The organism is Bradyrhizobium sp. AUGA SZCCT0160 (genome assembly GCF_018130105.1).
Taxonomy (GTDB): domain Bacteria; phylum Pseudomonadota; class Alphaproteobacteria; order Rhizobiales; family Xanthobacteraceae; genus Bradyrhizobium.
Genome location: NZ_JAFCMD010000029.1, coordinates 35,780 through 54,611 on the forward strand (window position 1 = coordinate 35,780; position 18,832 = coordinate 54,611).

Genomic DNA, 18,832 nt, shown 5'->3' on the forward strand with positions numbered 1-18,832 from the left:
CTCAGGGAGAATGCCCATGCCTGGCCCACTTAGCGGTGTTCGAGTCCTCGATTTGACAGGCGTGGTGTCCGGTCCCTACGCGACCATGTTTCTGGCGGATCAGGGCGCTGACGTCCTGAAGATCGAGCCGATTGGCGGCGATATCACGCGGCGCAGCCGCGCCACCATCGATAAGGATGGCGAGTTCTCCGCACTTTTTATCTCTTCGAACCGCGGCAAGCGCTCACTGTCGATCGACGTCAAGAGCGCGGCCGGCCGAGAGGTTCTCGCCAAGCTGGTCGCGCAGGCGGATGTCTTGGTGCAGAATTTCCGCCCCGGCACCATGGAGCGCCTCGGTCTCGGCGTCGATGAGTTGCGCCAACGCCATCCGCGCTTGATCTATGTCTCGATCAGCGGCGTCGGCGAGACCGGCCCGTATGTGAAGAAGCGCGTCTATGATCCGATCATTCAAGCGCTGTCGGGGTTTGCCGATATCCAGTCGCAGCCGGTAACCAACCGTCCGCAGATGATCCGCACGATCGTATGCGACAAGACTACCGCTGTGTTCACCGCGCAGGCGGTGGCAGCGGCGCTCTACGCCCGCGAGAAGACTGGGCAGGGCGATCATATTCAGGTCGCAATGCTGGATGCGATGATTTCATACCTGTGGCCTGAGGGCATGATGCAATACACGGTGGTAGGAGCCGAGGCGACCGCCGCAGATCCCAACGACCGGCCGGATCTCGTGTTCAAGACCAGCGATGGCTACATCACGGCCGGTACCATTTCGGATTCCGAATGGCAGGGCTTTTGCCGGGCCTCCGGCGATCCCGAGCTTGCCAAGGATCCCCGCTTTGCGACTCCGGGCGCGCGCTCGGTCAATGCCACGGCCCGCATCAACAAGATGGCGGAGTATATCGGCCAGCACACCACTGCCGAATGGCTGGAGCGCCTGGACGCTGCCGACGTGCCTTGTGCGCCGATCCTGCGGCGAGGCGAAATCATTCACAATGAACAGGTAATCGCGCGCGGCATCATCGCGGAGTTCGATCAACCGAAGGTCGGACGGGTGCGGCAGCCGAAGCCGGCGGCCCGCTTTGAGATCAATGAGGCCGCGATTGGCGGGCCAGCTCCCCGCGTCGGCGAGCACTCCCGCGACGTGTTGCGCGAGCTGGGTTACGACGACGGCGCCATCGACAAGATGGTCGCCGAGCGTAGCGTGCGTGTGGCGATCTAACCTCGAACCCCTGCGCGAGGTGGTGGTCGGTCTTTAAACCTTCGCCGGCACCGGCGTGATCGGTGCCATCGGGACATTCGCCGCGACGGCTCGCTGGAAGGCCTCCCGTTTCTTGATGCGTTCGAGATAGGGCTGCGCATTGTCGCAAATGCCAACGCCATAGGCGACGGCCCACTCAAGGCAGGTCGTGAGCAGGATGTCGGCGCTGGTAAACCGGTCGCCCATCAGGAATTGCCGGCCGTCTGCAAGTGCTACTTCGACATGGCGCAACTGCTGGCGGAAATACTCGCCGGCCTGGGCAACGACCTCGGGCGCAATACCGTAGATTGGACCGAGCGCGTCGGCCCGATGGCGGCGCATCACGTAAAGGCTGGTTGAATCCAGCTCCGCGACGATAAAGAAACACCATTCCAGCCACGCGGCATACTCACGGGTGGTTTCAGGAATCAGCGAGCGCTCCGTCGTGGAGTACATTCGCGACAAGTAGGCAACGATCGCGGCGCTCTCGCCGATGGAGAAGTCGCCGTCCTGAAGCAGCGGAATTTTCTGGCGCGGATTGAGCTTGGTATATTCCGCGGTCTTGGTCTCGCCGGTTCGCGGCCCGATCGGCTTTGTCTCGTAAGCCAAGCCCAACTCGTGCATGGCCCAATGCGGACGGATGGTGCGGCTTGTCCCAACGCCCCACAGGGTCAGGTTTGGTGTCGCGCTCATGTTACCACTTCTCCACGGACGGACGGAGATCGAGCTCGTGGGTCCAGCCATCCCTGCTTTGCTGGTGGGTGAACCAATAGGCCTCGGCAATGGAAGATGTCTTGGTCAGGCTATCCGGGGGAATTTCGCTTGCCTCGATCCCCTTCGCCGCTTTCATGCGCTGGTGAATCGCCTCGCTGTCGACGCCGGCGTCGATCAGGAGATGCACGACATGAATGTTCTTCGGCCCCAACTCGCGCGCCATCGCCTGGGCCACGGCACGAAGTCCGAACTTCGCTGATGAAAATGCCGCAAACCCCTGGCCGCCGCGCACGCTGGCCGTCGCACCCGTAAAGAAGATGGTGCCGTGTCCGCGCGGAAGCATGACGCGTGCAGCCTCACGTCCGACCAGGAAGCCGCCGTAGCAGGCCAGTTCCCAGGCCTTGAAGAACAGCTTCTCTGTGGTGTCCAGCAGAGGCTTGTTGACGTTCGAACCGGCGTTGTAGAGACAGACCTCGATCGGTCCGAGCTCTTTTTCGATCCGCGCGAATATGCCCTGGACCTCTGCTTCCTGACGGGCGTCGACGCTGAACGCGTGAATGTTATGTCCAGCATCCCTCAGCTCGGCCACAAGTCCCTGCGATTTGGACGCATCACGCCTGCAGATGCAAACCGTATAGCCGCCCTTGGCAAAACGCCTCGCGACCGCCGCCCCGATCGCATCGCCTGCGCCCACAAGTATCGCTACGCCGCGGTTCGCCGTCATTCCGCTCCTCCCACAGAGTTCCTATTTGATACTTTTATCGTAACGATCGGATGGCGCTCTGTAAACGACGGCGTTCAACAATGATCCAATCATAATAGGGCAGCCTAGTTGCCCCTTCGGACCTCGTAAAGCCCGGACGATGATTTAATCATTGACGAGTTCTAAAAAAGAACGGTAGGTTCGGCCAAGCATCCGCGCGTTGCGCGAGCGGGCAATCGTTGATGGGGAGGTCAGTCGTGGCGGAGCTTTCAGAGACGATCGATCTCGACGAGATTGCTGTCGGCTTGCCGCGTCGTATCCATGAAGTAACGGCAAGACAGGTTGCCAAAGCCCCCGACCGGATCGCGCTGGTCGAAGACGGGGCATCCTGGAGCTACCGCGATCTGGATCAGCGTGTCAGCGAGATCGCCACCGTCCTGTCGTCGCTGGGAATCAGAGCGGGCGACCGGATGATTATTGTCAGCGAAAACTGTATTGCGCTCGCCGCATTGCTGCTGGCGGTGAGCCGGCTCGACGCCTGGGCGATCGTCGCCAACCCGCGACTGTCCGCACGCGAACTAGATCAGATCCGCGACCGTAGCGGCGCCCGCCGGATGTTTTTCACATCGGGTATTTCGAAGGAGGCCACGGCTCACGCTTCGCGCTATGGCGCCGAGAACGAGCGAATAGGCCCACTGCCGGAAGTTGGTGTTGGTCCGCTCAACGAAAGCGCCACCGTCGAGCCGGTGGAGGCCGATCCCGTAAAACAAGTCGCGGTGCTGATCTACACCTCGGGAACGACGGGGACCCCAAAAGGCGTGATGCTCTCGCATGACAACTTGCTGATCAGCGCAAAGACCACGGCGCATATTCGCAAAATGAACGAAGACGACAAGATCTATCTCGTCTTGCCGATCTCCCATATCGTCGGCATCTCGCTCCTGATCATGACATTGATGACCGGCGGCACGGTGCGGATGGTCAGCAAGTACGATCCTGCCGCGACCGCCAGGGCGATTGCGGAGGAGGGCGTTACCATCCTCAATGGGGTGCCGGCTACCTATCAACGGCTGCTGGAGTACAAGAGCGTGTCGGGTGTGGAGCAACTCGCCCGAGGCTCATTACGCCTCATCGGCGTCGCTGGCGCGCCCCTCGATTTGAATCTGAAGTTGCGTGTGGAAAAGGAGTTCGGCCTTCCGCTGCTTAACGGCTACGGGATCACCGAATGTTCGCCGGGGATATCGGGCGTGCGCTTCGATGCGCCACGCGCCGACCAGGCGGTAGGCACAGTACTGCCGGGAGTAGAGGCGAGGGTCAGAACGCTGGACGGAATTCCGACCGCAAGAGGTGAAGTCGGAGAGCTGCATGTCCGCGGGCGCAACGTGATGCTTGGCTACTATCGTGCCCCCGAGTTGACCGCCAAGGCAATCGACAGCGAGGGCTGGTTCAACACCGGCGATCTGGCGCGTTTCGACGGCGATTGTCTGTACATTGTCGGCCGCACCAAGGAAATGATCATCCGTTCGGGCTTCAACGTCTATCCCGCCGAGGTCGAAGCGGTCCTCAGTTCACACAAGGACGTCGTGCAATGCGCCGTGGTCGGCCGTGCTGTCGACGGCAATGAAGAGATTGTCGGGTTCGTGCAACTGCTGCCAGGGTCGCGGGCGACGCCGGAGGATCTGATGGGCTTTATCCGATTTCAGCTCACCTCATACAAGCGGCCGTCCAAGATCATCATCCTCGATGCTTTGCCGGCCACCTCAACCGGCAAGATACTCAAGCACAAGCTCGCGGAGTCCTTGCGTGGCCAAGGTGGCGAGACCCCTCCGGCGCAGACCGCCGAACCTCGCAGACAACATGTCTAACCTGACCGGGAGAATACCCTTGCAAAAGAGAAACGCGACCGTGGCCGTGATCGGTGCTGGCGACTTTATCGGCAGTGAAATTGCAAAGAAGTTCGCCTCGGAGGGCTTTACGGTGTTCGCCGGGCGCCGCAACGGCGCCAAGCTCGAACCGCTGGTCAAGGAGATCGAGAAGGCCGGCGGCGAAATTCACGCGCGCTCGCTCGACGCACGCAAGGAGGAGGAAATCATTTCCTTCCTCGGCGACGCAGACAAGCACGCACCGCTCGAGGTTTGCATCTTCAACATTGGTGCCAACGTCAACTATCCGATTCTGGACACGACCGAACGCGTATTCCGCAAGGTCTGGGAAATGGCCTGCTATTCCGGCTTTCTCGCCGGCCGCGAGGCAGCCCGCCTGATGCTTCCCCGCGGCAAAGGCAATATCTTCTTCACCGGTGCGACAGCGAGCCTCCGCGGCGGGACGGGATATGCGGCCTTTGCCAGCGCGAAGTTCGGCCTGCGGGCCGTTGCACAGGCGACTGCGCGTGAGTTGGGCCCAAAGAACATCCACGTGGCGCATCTCATTATCGACTCGGGTGTCGACACCGAATGGGTGCGGCAGCGGCGGATCGAGGCACTTGGACCGAACGCGCTGGATGATCCCGATCTGCTAATGCCACCATCGTCGGTCGCGGAGTCCTACTGGCTGCTCTATCAGCAGCCAAAAAGCGCCTGGACTTTTGAACTGGAGATTCGCCCGTTCGGCGAGAAGTGGTAGCGGGAGCCTCTCACAATGGAACTCAATCTTTCCAGTGAGGAGGCTGCGTTTCGTGACGAGGTGTGCGCTTTCATCGCGGAGAACTATCCCGCGGAGATGCGCGTTCCCAATCCGGAAACCGACCTTTCCAAGGAGCAGATGCTGCTCTGGCATCGTATCCTCCACCGGAAGGGATGGATCGCGCCGCTCTGGCCCAAGGAGCATGGCGGGCCGGGCTGGTCGATCACGCAGCGCTTTATCTTCGAGCAGGAAACGTCACGTGCCGGGACGCTGCCGCCACTCGCGTTCAGCGTGACCATGGTCGGGCCGGTCATCTACACGTTCGGCAACGACGCGCAGAAACAGAAGTATCTGCCGCGCATCCTGTCCGGTGAAGATTGGTGGTGCCAAGGTTATTCGGAGCCGGGATCCGGCTCCGACCTCGCGTCGGTCCGCACCAAGGCCGTGCGCGACGGCGATCACTACATCGTCAACGGGCACAAGACCTGGACGACACTGGCCCAGCACGCCGACTGGATATTCTGCCTGGTGCGGACCGATCCTTCGGCAAAACCGCAGGCCGGCATCTCCTTCCTGCTGATCGACATGAAATCGCCCGGGGTCACCGTGCGGCCGATCATCACCATCGACGGGTCGCATGAAGTGAATGACGTTTTCCTCGAGGACGTGCGCGTCCCCGTCGAGAATTTGATCGGCGAGGAAAACAAGGGCTGGACCTACGCGAAGTTTCTGCTCGGCAACGAGCGTACCAGCATGGCCGGGATCGGCCGGTCGACGCGGTATCTTGCGCGCCTCAAACATATTGTGAAGACCGAGATCGGCGACGACGATCCGACTTTCGGGGAGTTCGTCAAGGACATCGCGCGCGTCGAGCTCGATGTGCTCGCGTTGGAGGCAACCGAACTGCGAATCGTGGCGCAGATGTCGCGTGGCATCGATCCGGGACCCGCCGCGTCGCTGTTCAAGATCAGGGGCACCGAAATATTTCAGCGCATTACGGATCTAACGCATCAGGCCATCGGTAACTATGGCCTGGCGATCCGCGAGCACCCGGTGAGCTCCAACCACTTCATGCCAGGGCCGGATTACGGGCACACCGCGACTGAGAAATATCTGAACTCCCGAAAACTCAGTATCTACGGGGGATCGAATGAAATCCAGCGCAACATCATCGCGAAAGCAGTTCTCGGTCTCTGACCACATCGCACGAGGCATCGGATGGATATCCAGTTGACGGAAGAACAGGAATTGCTCCGTTCCAGCATTCAACGCTTCCTGCGGGAGCAGTATGATTTCGACGAGCGTCGAAAAATTGTTGCGACGGATGAAGGCTGGAGCCGCAAGCACTGGAGCGCCTTTGCCGAGCTTGGGTTGTGCGCCGCACCGTTTCGGGAAAGCTCAGGTGGTCTCGGTGGCGGATCGCTTGCGACCATGATCGTGATGCAAGAGTTCGGACGTAGCCTGGTCGTCGAACCGTACCTTGAGACCGTTGTTCTCGCAGGCGGCCTGATCGAAGACGCCGGCTCGCCGGAGCAGCGCGAGGCGTTCTTGCCGAAGATCATGGATGGCAGCGCCATATGGACACTGGCCTGGGCGGAAGGGCGATCACGCTACGATTTTGACAACGTCACGACAACGGCGCGACGTCAGGGGGACAACTTTGTCCTGAGCGGAACAAAGGCAGCGGTGATTGGTGCGCCGTGGGCCGACAAGCTAATCGTCTCGGCGCGAACGTCCGGTGGGCCCCGCGACCGTGCCGGCGTAAGCCTGTTCGTCGTTGATCGCCATTCTGCCAATCTCCACTTACAAAGCTTCAAAACCGTCGATGGTCGGCGCGCCGCCGAACTGACGCTGATGGACGTCCACGTTCCGGGCAGCCAGTTGCTTGGTGCCGAAGGCGAGGGCGTCGCCGCCCTCGAAGTGTGCCGTGACCGCGCTATCGCAGCACTCTGCGCGGAAGCCGTCGGGGCGATGTCGGTGCTGAATTCGGCGTCGCTTGAGTACAGCAAAGCGCGCAAGCAATTCGGGGCAGCAATTGGGACGTTTCAGGTGTTGCAGCACCGCATGGTCGACATGTTCATCGCGCTCGAAGAGTCGATTTCGCTCACACAGCATTTGAATCTCAGCCTTGCAGCCCGGGAGCCAAATGGATCGAAGCTGGCATCGGGCGCGAAGTCGAAGGTTGGCAACGCCGCCCGCTTCGTCGCAGAGCAGGCCGTGCAGCTACATGGCGGCATGGGCATGAGCGACGAATTGAACGTCGGGCATTACTTCAAGCGAATAAATTCCATCAACATCCAGTTTGGCGATCCCACCTACCATCTGATGCGGTACGCGCAGCAGAACTAATTGCCCCTTCCAACGCAGCAAATCGACTGCCGCACCCCGATCAGAGGTAAAGAATGACCGAAGCCGTAATCGTATCGACTGCTCGCACCCCCATTGGAAAGGCCTACAAGGGCGCCCTCAATAATACCGAAGGCGCGACGTTGCTGGGTCATGCTATTTCCGCTGCATTGTCACGGGCCAACGTCGAGGGTGCCGAAGTGGAGGACGTCGTGATGGGTTGCGCCATGCAACAGGGCACTACTGGCACCAATATCGCTCGAAAGGCGCTATTACGGGCCGGACTTCCAGTGAGCGTGGCCGGGACAACCATCGATCGCCAATGCGCGTCCGGCCTGCAGGCGATTGTCCTGGCTGCGCGGTCGGTGATTTTCGACGGCGTGGAAGTCGCTATCGGCGGCGGTGGTGAGTCGATTAGCCTGGTGCAAAACAACCAGATAAACACGTTTCATGCTGTCGACCCGGAACTGCTCGCTATGAAGGGAGACGCTTACATGGCGATGCTGGATACGGCCGAGATCGTGGCAAAGCGTTACGGCATCTCGCGCGAACGCCAGGATGAATATAGCTTGGAGAGCCAGCGCCGGACCGCGGCAGCGCAGCAGGGCGGCCGCTTCAACGACGAACTCGCACCGATCAAGACAACAATGGCAGTCGCCGACAAGGCGACCAGTGCGGGTCATATCGGGAAGTGACTCTGTCGGCTGACGAGGGGCCGCGTCCTGATACCACCGCTGAGGCTCTCGCAGGCGTCAAGCCGGCCAAGGGACCGGGCTTCACCATCACCGGCGGCAATGCGAGCCAGCTCTCCGACGGCGCTAGTGCTGCCGTCATCATGAGCGACAAGCTGGCGGCGCAGAAGGGATTGAAGCCGCTCGGCATTTTCCGCGGGTTTGTCGCGGCAGGCTGCGAGCCGGACGAGATGGGAGTAGGGCCGGTCTACGCTGTGCCCCGGCTACTCAAGCGTCACGGCCTCAAAATCGACGATATCGATCTCTGGGAATTGAACGAGGCATTCGCGGTACAAGTAATCTATTGCCGCGACAAGCTCGGGATCGATCCGGAGAAGCTCAATGTCAATGGCGGCTCGATCGCGGTTGGCCACCCCTACGGCATGACCGGAGCCCGGCTGACCGGCCACGCCTTGATCGAGGGTCGCCGACGCAAGGCCAAATACGCCGTCGTTACGATGTGCGTGGGCGGCGGCATGGGCGCTGCGGGACTTCTCGAAATCATTCATTGAGCAAAAAGCGCGATAGATAAACAGGAGCTCCTTGTGAAGACAGCAATTACTGAATTGTTCGGCATCGAACACCCCATCATCCAGGGCGGAATGCATTTTGTGGGCTTTGCTGAAATGGCAGCGGCCGTGTCCAATGCTGGCGGCCTCGGTCTCATCACTGGATTGACGCAAAGAACGCCTGAACTTCTCGCAAAGGAGATCGCTCGCTGTCACGAAATGACCGATAAGCCATTCGGGGTGAATCTGACCTTTCTGCCAACGTTCAGCGCACCTCCCTATCCGGAATACATTGCAGCCATCAGGGAAGGCGGCATCAGGATCGTCGAAACCGCAGGGCGTAGCCCCGAGCAGTACATGCCTGCCTTGAAGGCGGCAGGCATCAAGGTCATCCACAAATGCACTTCGGTTCGCCACTCGCTGAAAGCCGAGCAGATCGGCTGCGACGCCGTTAGCGTCGACGGGTTCGAATGTGGCGGCCATCCCGGCGAAGACGACATGCCCAACATGATCCTGCTGCCGCGTGCAGCCGAGGAACTGAAGATACCGTTCGTTGCCTCCGGCGGTATGGCGGACGCGCGCAGCCTGGTCGCGGCGCTGGCGATGGGCGCCGCCGGCATGAACATGGGAACGCGTTTTATCGCTACCAAGGAAGCGCCGGTACACCAGAACGTCAAGGATGCGCTGGTGAAGGCAACGGAACTCGACACCCGTCTGGTGATGCGCGGGCTCCGGAATACCGAGCGCGTTCTGAACAACAAGGGCGTTGAGCAGTTGCTCGAAATCGAACGAGCCAAGGGCAAGCAACTCAAGATCGAGGATATCCACGATCAGGTGGCGGGTGTTTATCCCAAGGTGATGATCGACGGCGACATGGACGCTGGCGCCTGGAGTTGCGGCATGGTCGCGGGCCTCATTCACGACATTCCCACGGTCAAAGAACTGATCGACCGCATCATGGTGGATGCCGAACGTATCATCCGTCAGCGTCTGACTGGCTTCCTCGATGATGCCGGGCAGAGGCCGGTTGCCGCTCGGGCGATCGCGTGAGCTTTCCGGGCAAAATATCACTGCCGGGGGGAATTCATGCATCTGGCCGACTTCCACTACTACGAGCCTTCGAAGGGCCACGGGCTCCGACATAATCCATTCAACGCGATTGTCGCGCCGCGTCCGATTGGTTGGATTTCGTCACGCAATGCGGCTGGTCAACTGAACCTCGCTCCATACAGCTTCTTCAACGCGTTCCTCTACGACCCTCCGATAATCGGGTTCTCGTCAATTTCGTGGAAGGACACCGTCAAGAACATCAGCGAGACCCGCGAATTTGTTTGGAATCTAGTTACGATGGATCTGGGCGAGCGCATGAACGTGACGGCGACGCCGCTCGATCACGCGTGAGCGAGTTCGAAACAGCAGGGCTGACGCCAATCCCCGGGCGCCACGTAGCGGTGCCGCGGGTAGGCGAGAGCAGGGCCGCGATGGAATGCAAGGTCGTCGAGGTCTCTCAGTTGGCGAATGCGCGCGGTGAGAAGGTCGAAGGATGGTTCGTACTCGGCGAGGTCGTCGCAGTATACATCGACAAGTCTTTGATCGAGGACGGCGTCTACAACACTGCACTTGCGCGTCCCATACTGCGCGCCGGCCGTGGTGGTGATTACCTCGAGGTCAAGACGGAGAACATGTTTGAGATGCCGCGCCCGCCAGGCAGCAGCAAACCGGAGTTCCATGGCTCCTAATGGGGAGCAGGTGACCGCAGACCCCGCGCGTACAGACCAAGCGCCAGCAGTGAAAACCCGCTCAGCACGACGCCCAGCGCCAACATTGCTTCATGCGACACCGTGGCAGCAAGCCATACGCCGATTGCGGCGTTCATCATCTGCCAGAAGCCCAGCAGTGCCGAGGCCGCGCCGGCTTTCTCCCCGAATGGAGAGAGCGCGCGGGCGGTAGCCAGTGGACTGACAACGCCCATGCCGAGGAGGAAGACGCACATCGCGCCCAGAAACGGCAAGAAAGTCGGGCTGATCTTCGAGATGAGCAGGATCGCAACGCTGCTCGCGGCCGTCGCCCACAGTCCCGCCCGGATTGGGCGATCGAGCCCGTAGCGTGGCGCCAATTTCGTCGCCAGCATGCCCGCGGCGAATACGATAAAGACGGTGCCGGCGAAGAAGAGGCCGAGCTGGATAGGCGTGAAGTGCATCGCTTCAATGAACAGGCGCGGCGCAGCCGAAAACATGGAGAACAAGCCGCCTAGGATCAGGCTCGAGGTTGCAGCCGGGATCGCGAAACGACGATCGCCAATCAGGCCAGCATAGGTCCTGGCGATTGCGACCAGGTTGAGCGGAGTGCGGATCGACCTGTGGGTTTCGCCGAGGACAATGCCGTAGGCAATCGCGCCAACTGCGGCAAAGGCAGCGACGAGAGCGAATTCGGAGCGCCAGCCAAAACTGTGATCGAGTGCGCCGCCAAGCAGAGGCGAGAATCCGGGGGCTGCGGACATCACGATCATGATCAGCGCCATCGCGCGCGCCAATGCCGGCCCACTGAACATGTCGCGGGCGATGGCGCGAGACAACACTGACGTCGCGCAAGCGCCAGCAGCCTGCACGACGCGGCCGATCAAAAGATTAGGTAGATCATTTGCCAGACCGCACCAGACGCTGCCCCCGAAGAACACAACAAATCCGATCAGGACTGGCCAGCGTCTTCCGTAGCGATCCGAAAGCGGTCCGACCAGGAGCTGGCCTATCCCGAACACCGCAAGAAAGACGGTGATGGCGGATGTAACCGCTGCGCTGGTCACATTCAATGAGATCGCAATTTGTGGCAGCGACGGCAGCAAGATGTTGGTCGCGAGCGTTCCCATGGCGGCCAGGACGGAAAGAACCGCGATCGCCAGGCCGCTGGAGACGGGAACGTCCCTCGGCACGCTTTTGGTCGTTTGGCACTGGCCAGCCATGGGAACTTTCGCGCTGATAGGGATAGGCAGGTCACAAGGCGGCGAGTGACGCGGTTCGCGCCGCTCGCCGAGCCCCTTCTGGTCGGTTCGGCCGCGCTACCTGCGGACGACGCGCTCGATCGCGATGGCGGTGGCTTCACCGCCACCGATGCAAAGGGCTGCAACGCCGCGTTTGAGGTTCTGCGCCTCCAGCGCATGCAGCAGCGTCACGATCAGGCGCGCGCCGGTGGCACCGATCGGATGACCGAGCGCGCAGGCGCCGCCATTGACGTTCAGCTTCTCGCGGGGGATGCCGAGGTCCTTCTGCGCGGCCATCGCTACCACGGCGAAGGCTTCGTTGATCTCGAACAGATCGACATCGCCGACGCTCCACCCGACCTTGTCCAGCAGCTTGCGAATGGCCGGGATCGGCGCGGTGGTGAACCATTGCGGCTCCTGGCTGTGGGTGGCATGGCCCTTGATCTCGGCCAGTACGGGGAGGCCGTCGCGATCCGCGAGCGAGCGCTTTGCGAGAATGAGCGCCGCGGCGCCGTCGGCATTCGCCGAGGAGGCGGCCGGCGTGATGGTGCCGTTGGCGCGGAACGCGGCTTTCAGCCCGGGGATCTTGGCGGGATCGACCTTGAGCGGGTGCTCGTCATTGGCGATGATCCGCGGCCCGGTCTTTTCGGTCAGTGTGATCGGCGCGATCTCGGCTTTGAATGCGCCACCCTCGACCGCCTTGCGGGCGCGGGTCAAAGTCTCCATCGAGTAGGTGTCCTGATCCTTCCGGGTGAATTGATAGGCTTCCGCGGTGGCCTCACCGAAATCGCCCATCGAGCGGCCGGTCTCATAGGCGTCCTCCAGCCCGTCCATCATCATGTGATCGATGATCCGGTCATGGCCGGCGCGGTAACCGCCGCGTGCCTTGGCCAGCAGATAGGGCGCATTGCTCATGCTCTCCATGCCGCCCGACAGTACGATCGAGGCCGAGCCCGCATTGATGATGTCGTGAGCCAGCATGGTCGCCTTCATGCCGGAGCCGCAGACCTTGTTGACGGTGGTGGCGCCGGTGGCATCCGGCAGTTTGGCGCCGCGGGCGGCCTGGCGTGCCGGCGCCTGGCCTTGTCCGGCCGGCAAGACGTTGCCCATGAAAACCTCATCGATCCGCTCGGGCGCCAGCTTGGCCCGTTCCAGCGCCGCGCCGATCACGTGGGAGCCGAGCTTGTGGGCGCTGAGAGGCGACAACTCGCCCATGAAGCGGCCGAGCGGCGTGCGGGCGGCAGAAAGGATGACGACGGGGTCGGAAGCGGTGGCCATGGCGAACTCTCCTGTTGATAGGTGTTGTTATATGATGATAGTCATATAAGATAGCCAGCATTGCAATGAAATGTTGCCGTGAACTTCAAGGAAGCGCGGTTCCAGAATTGCTTCGAGGGGATGGGGACGGGTTGTGCAGCCGATCACCTTAGGACCTTGCACGGAGTGGCGATGCGATACGTAGAAGACCACAGGCGTCAAACCCACGATCGAATCGTTGAAAATGCTTCCTACGGTTTGCGCCAAAAAGGCGCGGAAGGGCTCAGTGTTGTCGACTTGATGAAGCTCGCGGGTCTGACCCACGGCGGCTTCTATAACCATTTCGAGTCGCGTGCCGCGCTTGTCAGCGAGGCGATCGCCTTTGCGATGGACCAAACGACTGGACGATGGAGAAAACTGGCGAACGGGAAGGCCGACGGGGAACGTTTCGAGGCGTTGATCGCCGATTATCTTAGTCCCCGGCATCGCGACAATCCCAAACACGGTTGCGCGCTTCCAACCCTGGCCGTCGATGTCGCGCGATCGAGCCCGAGCGAGCAGCAGGCCCTGGCTTCCAAACTGGAGAGGATGATCGACGCCCTTGTCGAGTTGCTTCCCGGTGAGCCACCTGGACAGGCCCGCCAAATCGCGACAGGCGCTATCGCAACCATGGTGGGATCGATCGTGCTGTCGCGTGCCGTCGGCGCGGGGAAACTTTCCGACCGCATCCTCGATGCCGGACGCAAGACCGCAGGCGGCCGGACTCGGAAGCCGCAACGAAGAACAACAAAGGCGACGCGCTGCGAAAAATCATAACAAGGGAGGTCAAAATGACGGCCGGCAAATGGCTCAAGACGGCCTGCAACCTGTGTTACATCAATTGCGGGATCGAAGTCCTGGTCAACGAGGGGCGCCTCGAGAAAGTACGGGGCGACCGTTCGAGCCCGAAATCACAGGGCTACCTGTGCAACAAGGCGACCCGGATTCCATATTATGCGAATGACAAGGATCGGCTTACGACTCCGCTGCGTCGTCGCGCCGACGGCGGTTTCGATGCAATCGAGTGGGACGTGGCGATCGCAGAAATCGCAGATCGGCTGCGAGACATCGTCGACAGATATGGCGGCAAGACTATTGCCCTTTACGGCGGTGGCGGGCAGGGCAACCACGCCGGCGGCGCCTATGCCAGCGGATTGTTGCGCGCACTGGGTTCGCGCAGCGTCTTCAATGCCCTTTCGCAGGAAAAAACCGGCGACTTCTGGGTCAATGGCCACATGTTCGGCAGCCAGACGTGCCACACCGCCGAGGACGTCCATCATTGCGATCTCTTGCTTGTCATCGGTGCAAATCCCTGGATTGCGCACGGCTTCCCCAATGCGCGCGATCATCTCAATCAAATCCGCAAGGATCCCGCACGCAAGCTGATCGTCATTGATCCCAGGCGAACCGAAACCGCCGAAATGGCGGATCTGCATCTCGCGGTTCGTCCCGGCGCGGACTCGTTTCTCCTAGGCGCGCTGCTGGCCACGCTTGTCCGGTCCGACGGGATCGATCATGCCTTCATTGAGGAGCACACGATCGGATTCGCGGAAGTGAGGCAGGCGCTATTAGATATCCCCGTTGAAGAATGGGCTGCCGCTGCCGATATCTCGATCGCGGATCTGGAGCGCTGCGCCGCGATGATCGCAGCGGCGAGGGCCATGGTGGTGCGGGTCGAGCTCGGCATCCAGCAAGGCATCAACTCGACGCTCAACTCCTATCTCGAAAAGCTTCTGATCATGCTTTCCGGCAATTTCGGCCGTAAAGGTACTAACCAATTGCATAGCTGGCTTCAACCGCTATGGGGCAATTCTCCGAACCAGACATTCGCACCGACCGGCGACGCGATTATTGGGGGCCTGTTGCCGCCCAACATTTTCCCCGAAGCGGTGCTCACGGACCATCCCGACCGGTTGCGATGCGCCTGGATCGACAGTTCCAATCCCGCCAACACGGCCGCAAACACCCAGGCCGTGGAACGCGCGCTGCGCTCGCTGGACCTATGCGTTGTGGTCGACGTTGCGATGACCGAAACCGCACAGCTCGCGCATTACGTTCTCCCGGCGTCCTCACAGTTCGAGAAAACTGAATTCACCCTGTTCAACTTCGAATTTCCGACGAACTATTTTCATGTTCGTGCCGGTGTGTTGCCGCCGCTTGCAGGCACCCTGCCGGAGCCTGAGATCTACACGCGGCTTGCCATCGCCCTTGGGCTTCTACCAGGGGACAATGTGCTCGCGCCCCTGCGGGAGACGGCGCGGCGTTCGCGAGCAGAGTTCGCCGTCGCCTTTCGTGCTTTCATCGCGGAAAACCCCGGCGCAGTTCCTGCCCTGGTGCTCTACCATACGCTGGGACAGACGCTTCCGGACGGCACGGCGGCAGCGGCACCCTTGTGGGGGGCGGCGCTGGCTTGCGCGAAGCGATCGCCGCAAGCGGTGCGGCGGGCGATCGGCGCGTCGGACGAGGAGGCGGATCACCAGCTCGGCGATCTCCTGTTCGACACGATCGTTGCCACCCGGCAAGGCACGGCCGTTACCCGGCACGACTATGACGAGGTCTGGTCATTGATCAGCCATTCGGACCGCAAGGTTCGGCTGGTGGTCCCGCAGATGCTGGAATGGCTGGCGCGGCTCGATCCGCAAGCAGCGGGCGCGCCAAAGGAGTTTCCGTTCATGTTGGCGGCAGGTGGCCGCCGCATGTTCAATGCCAACCAGATCTTTCGCGATCCCGCGTGGCGGCGCGAGGATCCGGACGGCGCCATGTTGATCAATTCGAGCGACCTGAGCGAGTTGGGCGCAGAGGATGGTGACTGGATCGCCGTCGAGTCGGTGGTCGGACGGCTCGTTGTCCGCTGCAAGGTCGACGATGCCATGCGGAATGGCCAGCTGGCGCTGCCGCACGGTTACGGTCAGGCATACCCGACGTTGGACGGAGAGCGCCTGATCAACGGGCCACGCATCAATCTGCTCACGGAAAGCGGTAACCGCGATCCCATTGCGGGCACGCCCTACCACAAGAACGTAGCGGTCCGTCTGGCCCTGGTGTCCGCGCACGAGGCTGCCACCTATCAATCGCAATCCGAGCGAATTCACATGAGAGCGGCCGGACAATAGCTCGAAGGGAGCGCTAAAATGACCGATAAACCAGTCGCGATCGTGACCGGAGTAGGGCCGGGCACGGGAGCGGCCATCGTCAAGCGGTTCTCTGCAGGCGGATTTCGTATCATTGCGCTTGCCCGTTCAGCGGAACTCATCAACCGCCTTGCGCAAGAGCTTCCCGATGTGCACGCGGTAACCTGCGACGTGTCCGACGAGAGCCAGGTGCGGACCGTCGTTAATGACGTAAAGCGCCGTTTTGGAGCCGCCGAGGTTCTCATCCACAACGCGGTCGGAGGAGGCTGGGGAAGCTTTCGCGAGATCGATCCGAAGATGCTGAAGGGCAATTTCGAGGTCAACGTAATGGGCTTGTTGTACCTGGCCCGCGAAGTGGCTCCTGACATGATCGATCGCGGCAAGGGCGCGATCCTGGTGACCGGCAACACGTCTTCGATCCGGGGGAAGGCCAATTTCGCCGGCTTCGCTCCGACAAAGGCGGCGCAGCGTATATTGGCCGAGTCGATCGCACGTGACATGGGACCTCTCGGCGTCCACGTCGCCTATGTCCTCGTCGACGCCGTGATCGATACGCCCCGGATGCGAGCGCGGATGAGCGACAAACCGGATGAATTCTTCATCAAGCCTGTCGCCATCGCCGACGAACTGTATCATCTCTACAGTCAGGACCGATCGGCCTGGTCATTCCTCGCGGAATTGCGGCCATTCCGCGAAAACTGGTGACAGAACGCGGTTACAGTCGAGTAACGCGCTTACTCATCTAAGAGCGCCGCAGACGCTGGACCTGAAAGGTCAGAACCATGACGGATGAGTCAATCTCGATTGATACAGGGACGGACGAACTGCTGTGCGCGATTCGGGATCGCGTTGCCGTAATCACCTTGAATCGGCCCGAGGCGCGAAATTCGCTGTCCGACCAGCTCACGCCGGCGTTGCGCCGAATGATCAAGCAGAATGGGGACGATCCGGACGTCGGCGCACTGCTGATTACTGGTGCAGGCACTGCTTTCTGTTCGGGTGGCGACGTCAAGGGGATGGGCGGTAGTTCGGCCGCACCGGCGATGTCAATCAGCGACAAGGTTGCGCGACTGAAGGAGCGTCAGCGGACATTGACCGGCGTGCTTGTCTCGGTGCGTAAACCCACCATCGCGGCCCTGCCGGGACCGGCGGCTGGCGCTGGGCTTGCGATCGCGCTCGCCTGCGACATTCGTATTGCAGCCGAATCCACCATCATGACGACTGGTTATGCCAGGATTGCGCTCACCGGTGATTACGGAATTTCGTGGCTATTGACCCGGGCGGCCGGGACGGCGCGTGCCCGCGAACTGATGTTTTTGTCCGAACGGATCGACGCACGCCGCTGCGAAGCGCTGGGGCTGGTAAATCGCGTGGTGCCTGATGTCAACCTGCAGAGCGAAGCATTTGAGATCGCGAGGACGTTGGCGAACGGTCCGGGGAGTGCGTTTGCCTCCATCAAGGATAATCTCGACCTTGCTTTGTCGGCTGACTTCCTGACGTCATTGGACCACGAGGCCGAGAAGATGATCCTCGCAGCGAGCACCGCGCAGCATGCCGAAGCCGTGCGGGCCTTCATCGAGAAACGCGCTCCTAATTTCAGGTGAGACCAAACGCTGAAGTCACCCCTCGGCCGATTTGTTTTCCGGGGATGGTCCGGCAATATCCGTCACCACGGCGGCCATCAGCGATTCCGCTAGAGGGGCATCCGCAATCACCCGAGACAATATGACAGCGCCGATCATTTCCGAGAGGATAGCCGCGGGATGTCTGCTGCCGGTGGCCCTCGGGTTCGCGGACGACAGTTTCCCAATCTGTTCGAGATAGTTTTGAATCGCCGTGATGAAGACAGCGCGGAGCGCAGGGTCGTCGCTCCGCGCGGCGTCCACGGCCAATGCCGGCAGAATGCACCCGGACCCTGGATCGTCGCGATGGGCCGATGACACATAGCGTTCGATGAGTTCGCGAAACGGATCTTTGGGCTGTTGGGCCAGTCCATCCTTCAGCAACGCTGTCGTGTCCGCGATCGCACGTTCGCTGGCCTTGACCGCCAGATCATCCTTTGAAGCGAAGTTGCGATAGAAGCCGCCATGGGTCAGGCCGGCAGCTTTCATGATGTCGGCAACGCCGATCCCCTCGAAACCATGCTCGCGCAGCAGGCGCGCCGCAGTCCCGATGATGTGCTCGCGGTTCTCGAGCGCCTTCTCTCGCGACACCCTCATCGTTTTCTCACTCCGTTGGTCGCAGGACCTGCGCCTGTTGGTCCTGACCACGGCCGAGCGATCTCAGATTCGTAAAAACTCCGCTTGACTTTTTTCATGACGATCATCATCTAACACATAAGATGACGATCGTCATAAAAAAATGAGGAAAGTGGGCTGTTTTATAGCTGAGAGGTAAAATAATGCCGGGTTTGAGTGCGCCGGAGCGCAAGAAGACAACGGTCTTCGCCGGCTCGTCGTGTGGCAAGGCCGCGCGGCAGGTCGCCTACGCCGGGTGTCCTCGGGCCCTGTTCGACAAGATTCTGCGGTCGCAGTTCGGGCTGGCGTAATTCAGCACATGTACTGGCGCG

Annotated in this window: 16 protein-coding genes and 2 pseudogenes; 13 read left to right on the plus strand and 5 right to left on the minus strand. The window is 61.0% G+C overall.

Annotated features, from left to right (window positions below):
• Positions 1–16: 16 nt before the first annotated feature.
• Complete coding sequence (locus tag JQ558_RS33040; protein WP_212296362.1) at positions 17–1,216, plus strand: CaiB/BaiF CoA-transferase family protein; 1,200 nt, start codon at positions 17–19, stop codon at positions 1,214–1,216.
• Between the two features lie 33 nt (positions 1,217–1,249).
• Here the strand turns inward: JQ558_RS33040 and JQ558_RS33045 are convergent, their stop codons facing one another.
• Both JQ558_RS33045 and JQ558_RS33050 read right to left on the minus strand, forming a co-directional pair.
• On the minus strand, positions 1,250–1,927 hold the full coding sequence (locus JQ558_RS33045; protein ID WP_212263153.1) for a glutathione S-transferase family protein: 678 nt from the start codon (positions 1,925–1,927) through the stop codon (positions 1,250–1,252).
• Between the two features lies 1 nt (position 1,928).
• Positions 1,929–2,672, minus strand: coding sequence for an SDR family NAD(P)-dependent oxidoreductase (locus JQ558_RS33050; protein WP_212296363.1), 744 nt, complete (start codon positions 2,670–2,672; stop codon positions 1,929–1,931).
• A 236-nt stretch (positions 2,673–2,908) separates the two neighbouring features.
• Between JQ558_RS33050 and JQ558_RS33055 the strand changes: the two genes are divergently transcribed.
• The 7 genes and pseudogenes from JQ558_RS33055 (at position 2,909) to JQ558_RS33085 (ending at position 10,598) form a co-directional block, all read left to right on the plus strand.
• Positions 2,909–4,516 carry an AMP-binding protein gene (locus JQ558_RS33055; RefSeq protein WP_312015057.1) on the plus strand — a complete coding sequence of 536 codons (1,608 nt, stop codon included), beginning with the start codon at positions 2,909–2,911 and terminating at the stop codon, positions 4,514–4,516.
• 19 nt (positions 4,517–4,535) lie between these two features.
• Complete coding sequence (locus tag JQ558_RS33060; RefSeq protein WP_192735242.1) at positions 4,536–5,273, plus strand: SDR family oxidoreductase; 738 nt, start codon at positions 4,536–4,538, stop codon at positions 5,271–5,273.
• 15 nt (positions 5,274–5,288) lie between these two features.
• On the plus strand, positions 5,289–6,470 hold the full coding sequence (locus tag JQ558_RS33065; protein ID WP_212296365.1) for an acyl-CoA dehydrogenase family protein: 1,182 nt from the start codon (positions 5,289–5,291) through the stop codon (positions 6,468–6,470).
• Between the two features lie 21 nt (positions 6,471–6,491).
• A complete protein-coding gene (locus JQ558_RS33070; RefSeq protein WP_212209043.1) occupies positions 6,492–7,622 on the plus strand; it encodes an acyl-CoA dehydrogenase family protein in 1,131 nt (376 codons plus the stop codon).
• A gap of 53 nt (positions 7,623–7,675) precedes the next feature.
• Positions 7,676–8,862 (plus strand): annotated as a pseudogene (locus JQ558_RS33075) (acetyl-CoA C-acyltransferase).
• A 33-nt stretch (positions 8,863–8,895) separates the two neighbouring features.
• Entirely contained in the window at positions 8,896–9,909 is a 1,014-nt protein-coding gene (locus tag JQ558_RS33080; RefSeq protein ID WP_212209045.1) for a nitronate monooxygenase family protein, read from the plus strand.
• Between the two features lie 36 nt (positions 9,910–9,945).
• Positions 9,946–10,598: pseudogene (locus tag JQ558_RS33085) on the plus strand (flavin reductase family protein).
• On the opposite strand, the gene JQ558_RS33090 reads toward JQ558_RS33085, so the two are convergent.
• Positions 10,595–11,818, minus strand: coding sequence for a multidrug effflux MFS transporter (locus JQ558_RS33090; RefSeq protein ID WP_212296366.1), 1,224 nt, complete (start codon positions 11,816–11,818; stop codon positions 10,595–10,597). The pseudogene JQ558_RS33085 and the gene JQ558_RS33090 sit on opposite strands and share 4 nt — an antisense overlap.
• Before the next feature lie 96 nt (positions 11,819–11,914).
• On the minus strand, positions 11,915–13,114 hold the full coding sequence (locus JQ558_RS33095) for an acetyl-CoA C-acyltransferase (protein ID WP_212296367.1): 1,200 nt from the start codon (positions 13,112–13,114) through the stop codon (positions 11,915–11,917).
• Positions 13,115–13,192: 78 nt separating this feature from the next.
• Here JQ558_RS33095 and JQ558_RS33100 point away from each other — a divergent pair, with 78 nt between their 5' ends.
• From JQ558_RS33100 to JQ558_RS33115, 4 genes are all read left to right on the plus strand, one after another.
• Positions 13,193–13,909: a TetR/AcrR family transcriptional regulator gene (locus tag JQ558_RS33100; RefSeq protein ID WP_312014893.1), complete on the plus strand. Its 717-nt coding sequence runs from the start codon at positions 13,193–13,195 to the stop codon at positions 13,907–13,909.
• A gap of 14 nt (positions 13,910–13,923) precedes the next feature.
• On the plus strand, positions 13,924–16,245 hold the full coding sequence (locus tag JQ558_RS33105) for a molybdopterin-dependent oxidoreductase (protein ID WP_212209049.1): 2,322 nt from the start codon (positions 13,924–13,926) through the stop codon (positions 16,243–16,245).
• 18 nt (positions 16,246–16,263) lie between these two features.
• Positions 16,264–16,968 carry an SDR family NAD(P)-dependent oxidoreductase gene (locus tag JQ558_RS33110; protein WP_212296368.1) on the plus strand — a complete coding sequence of 235 codons (705 nt, stop codon included), beginning with the start codon at positions 16,264–16,266 and terminating at the stop codon, positions 16,966–16,968.
• Positions 16,969–17,045: 77 nt separating this feature from the next.
• Positions 17,046–17,867, plus strand: coding sequence for an enoyl-CoA hydratase-related protein (locus JQ558_RS33115; protein ID WP_212209051.1), 822 nt, complete (start codon positions 17,046–17,048; stop codon positions 17,865–17,867).
• A 15-nt stretch (positions 17,868–17,882) separates the two neighbouring features.
• Here JQ558_RS33115 and JQ558_RS33120 read toward each other — a convergent pair whose 3' ends face one another.
• Entirely contained in the window at positions 17,883–18,482 is a 600-nt protein-coding gene (locus JQ558_RS33120) for a TetR/AcrR family transcriptional regulator (protein WP_212296369.1), read from the minus strand.
• A gap of 182 nt (positions 18,483–18,664) precedes the next feature.
• On the opposite strand from JQ558_RS33120, the gene JQ558_RS33125 reads away from it, so the two are divergent.
• Positions 18,665–18,811 carry a hypothetical protein gene (locus JQ558_RS33125; RefSeq protein ID WP_212209053.1) on the plus strand — a complete coding sequence of 49 codons (147 nt, stop codon included), beginning with the start codon at positions 18,665–18,667 and terminating at the stop codon, positions 18,809–18,811.
• Positions 18,812–18,832 lie beyond the last annotated feature (21 nt).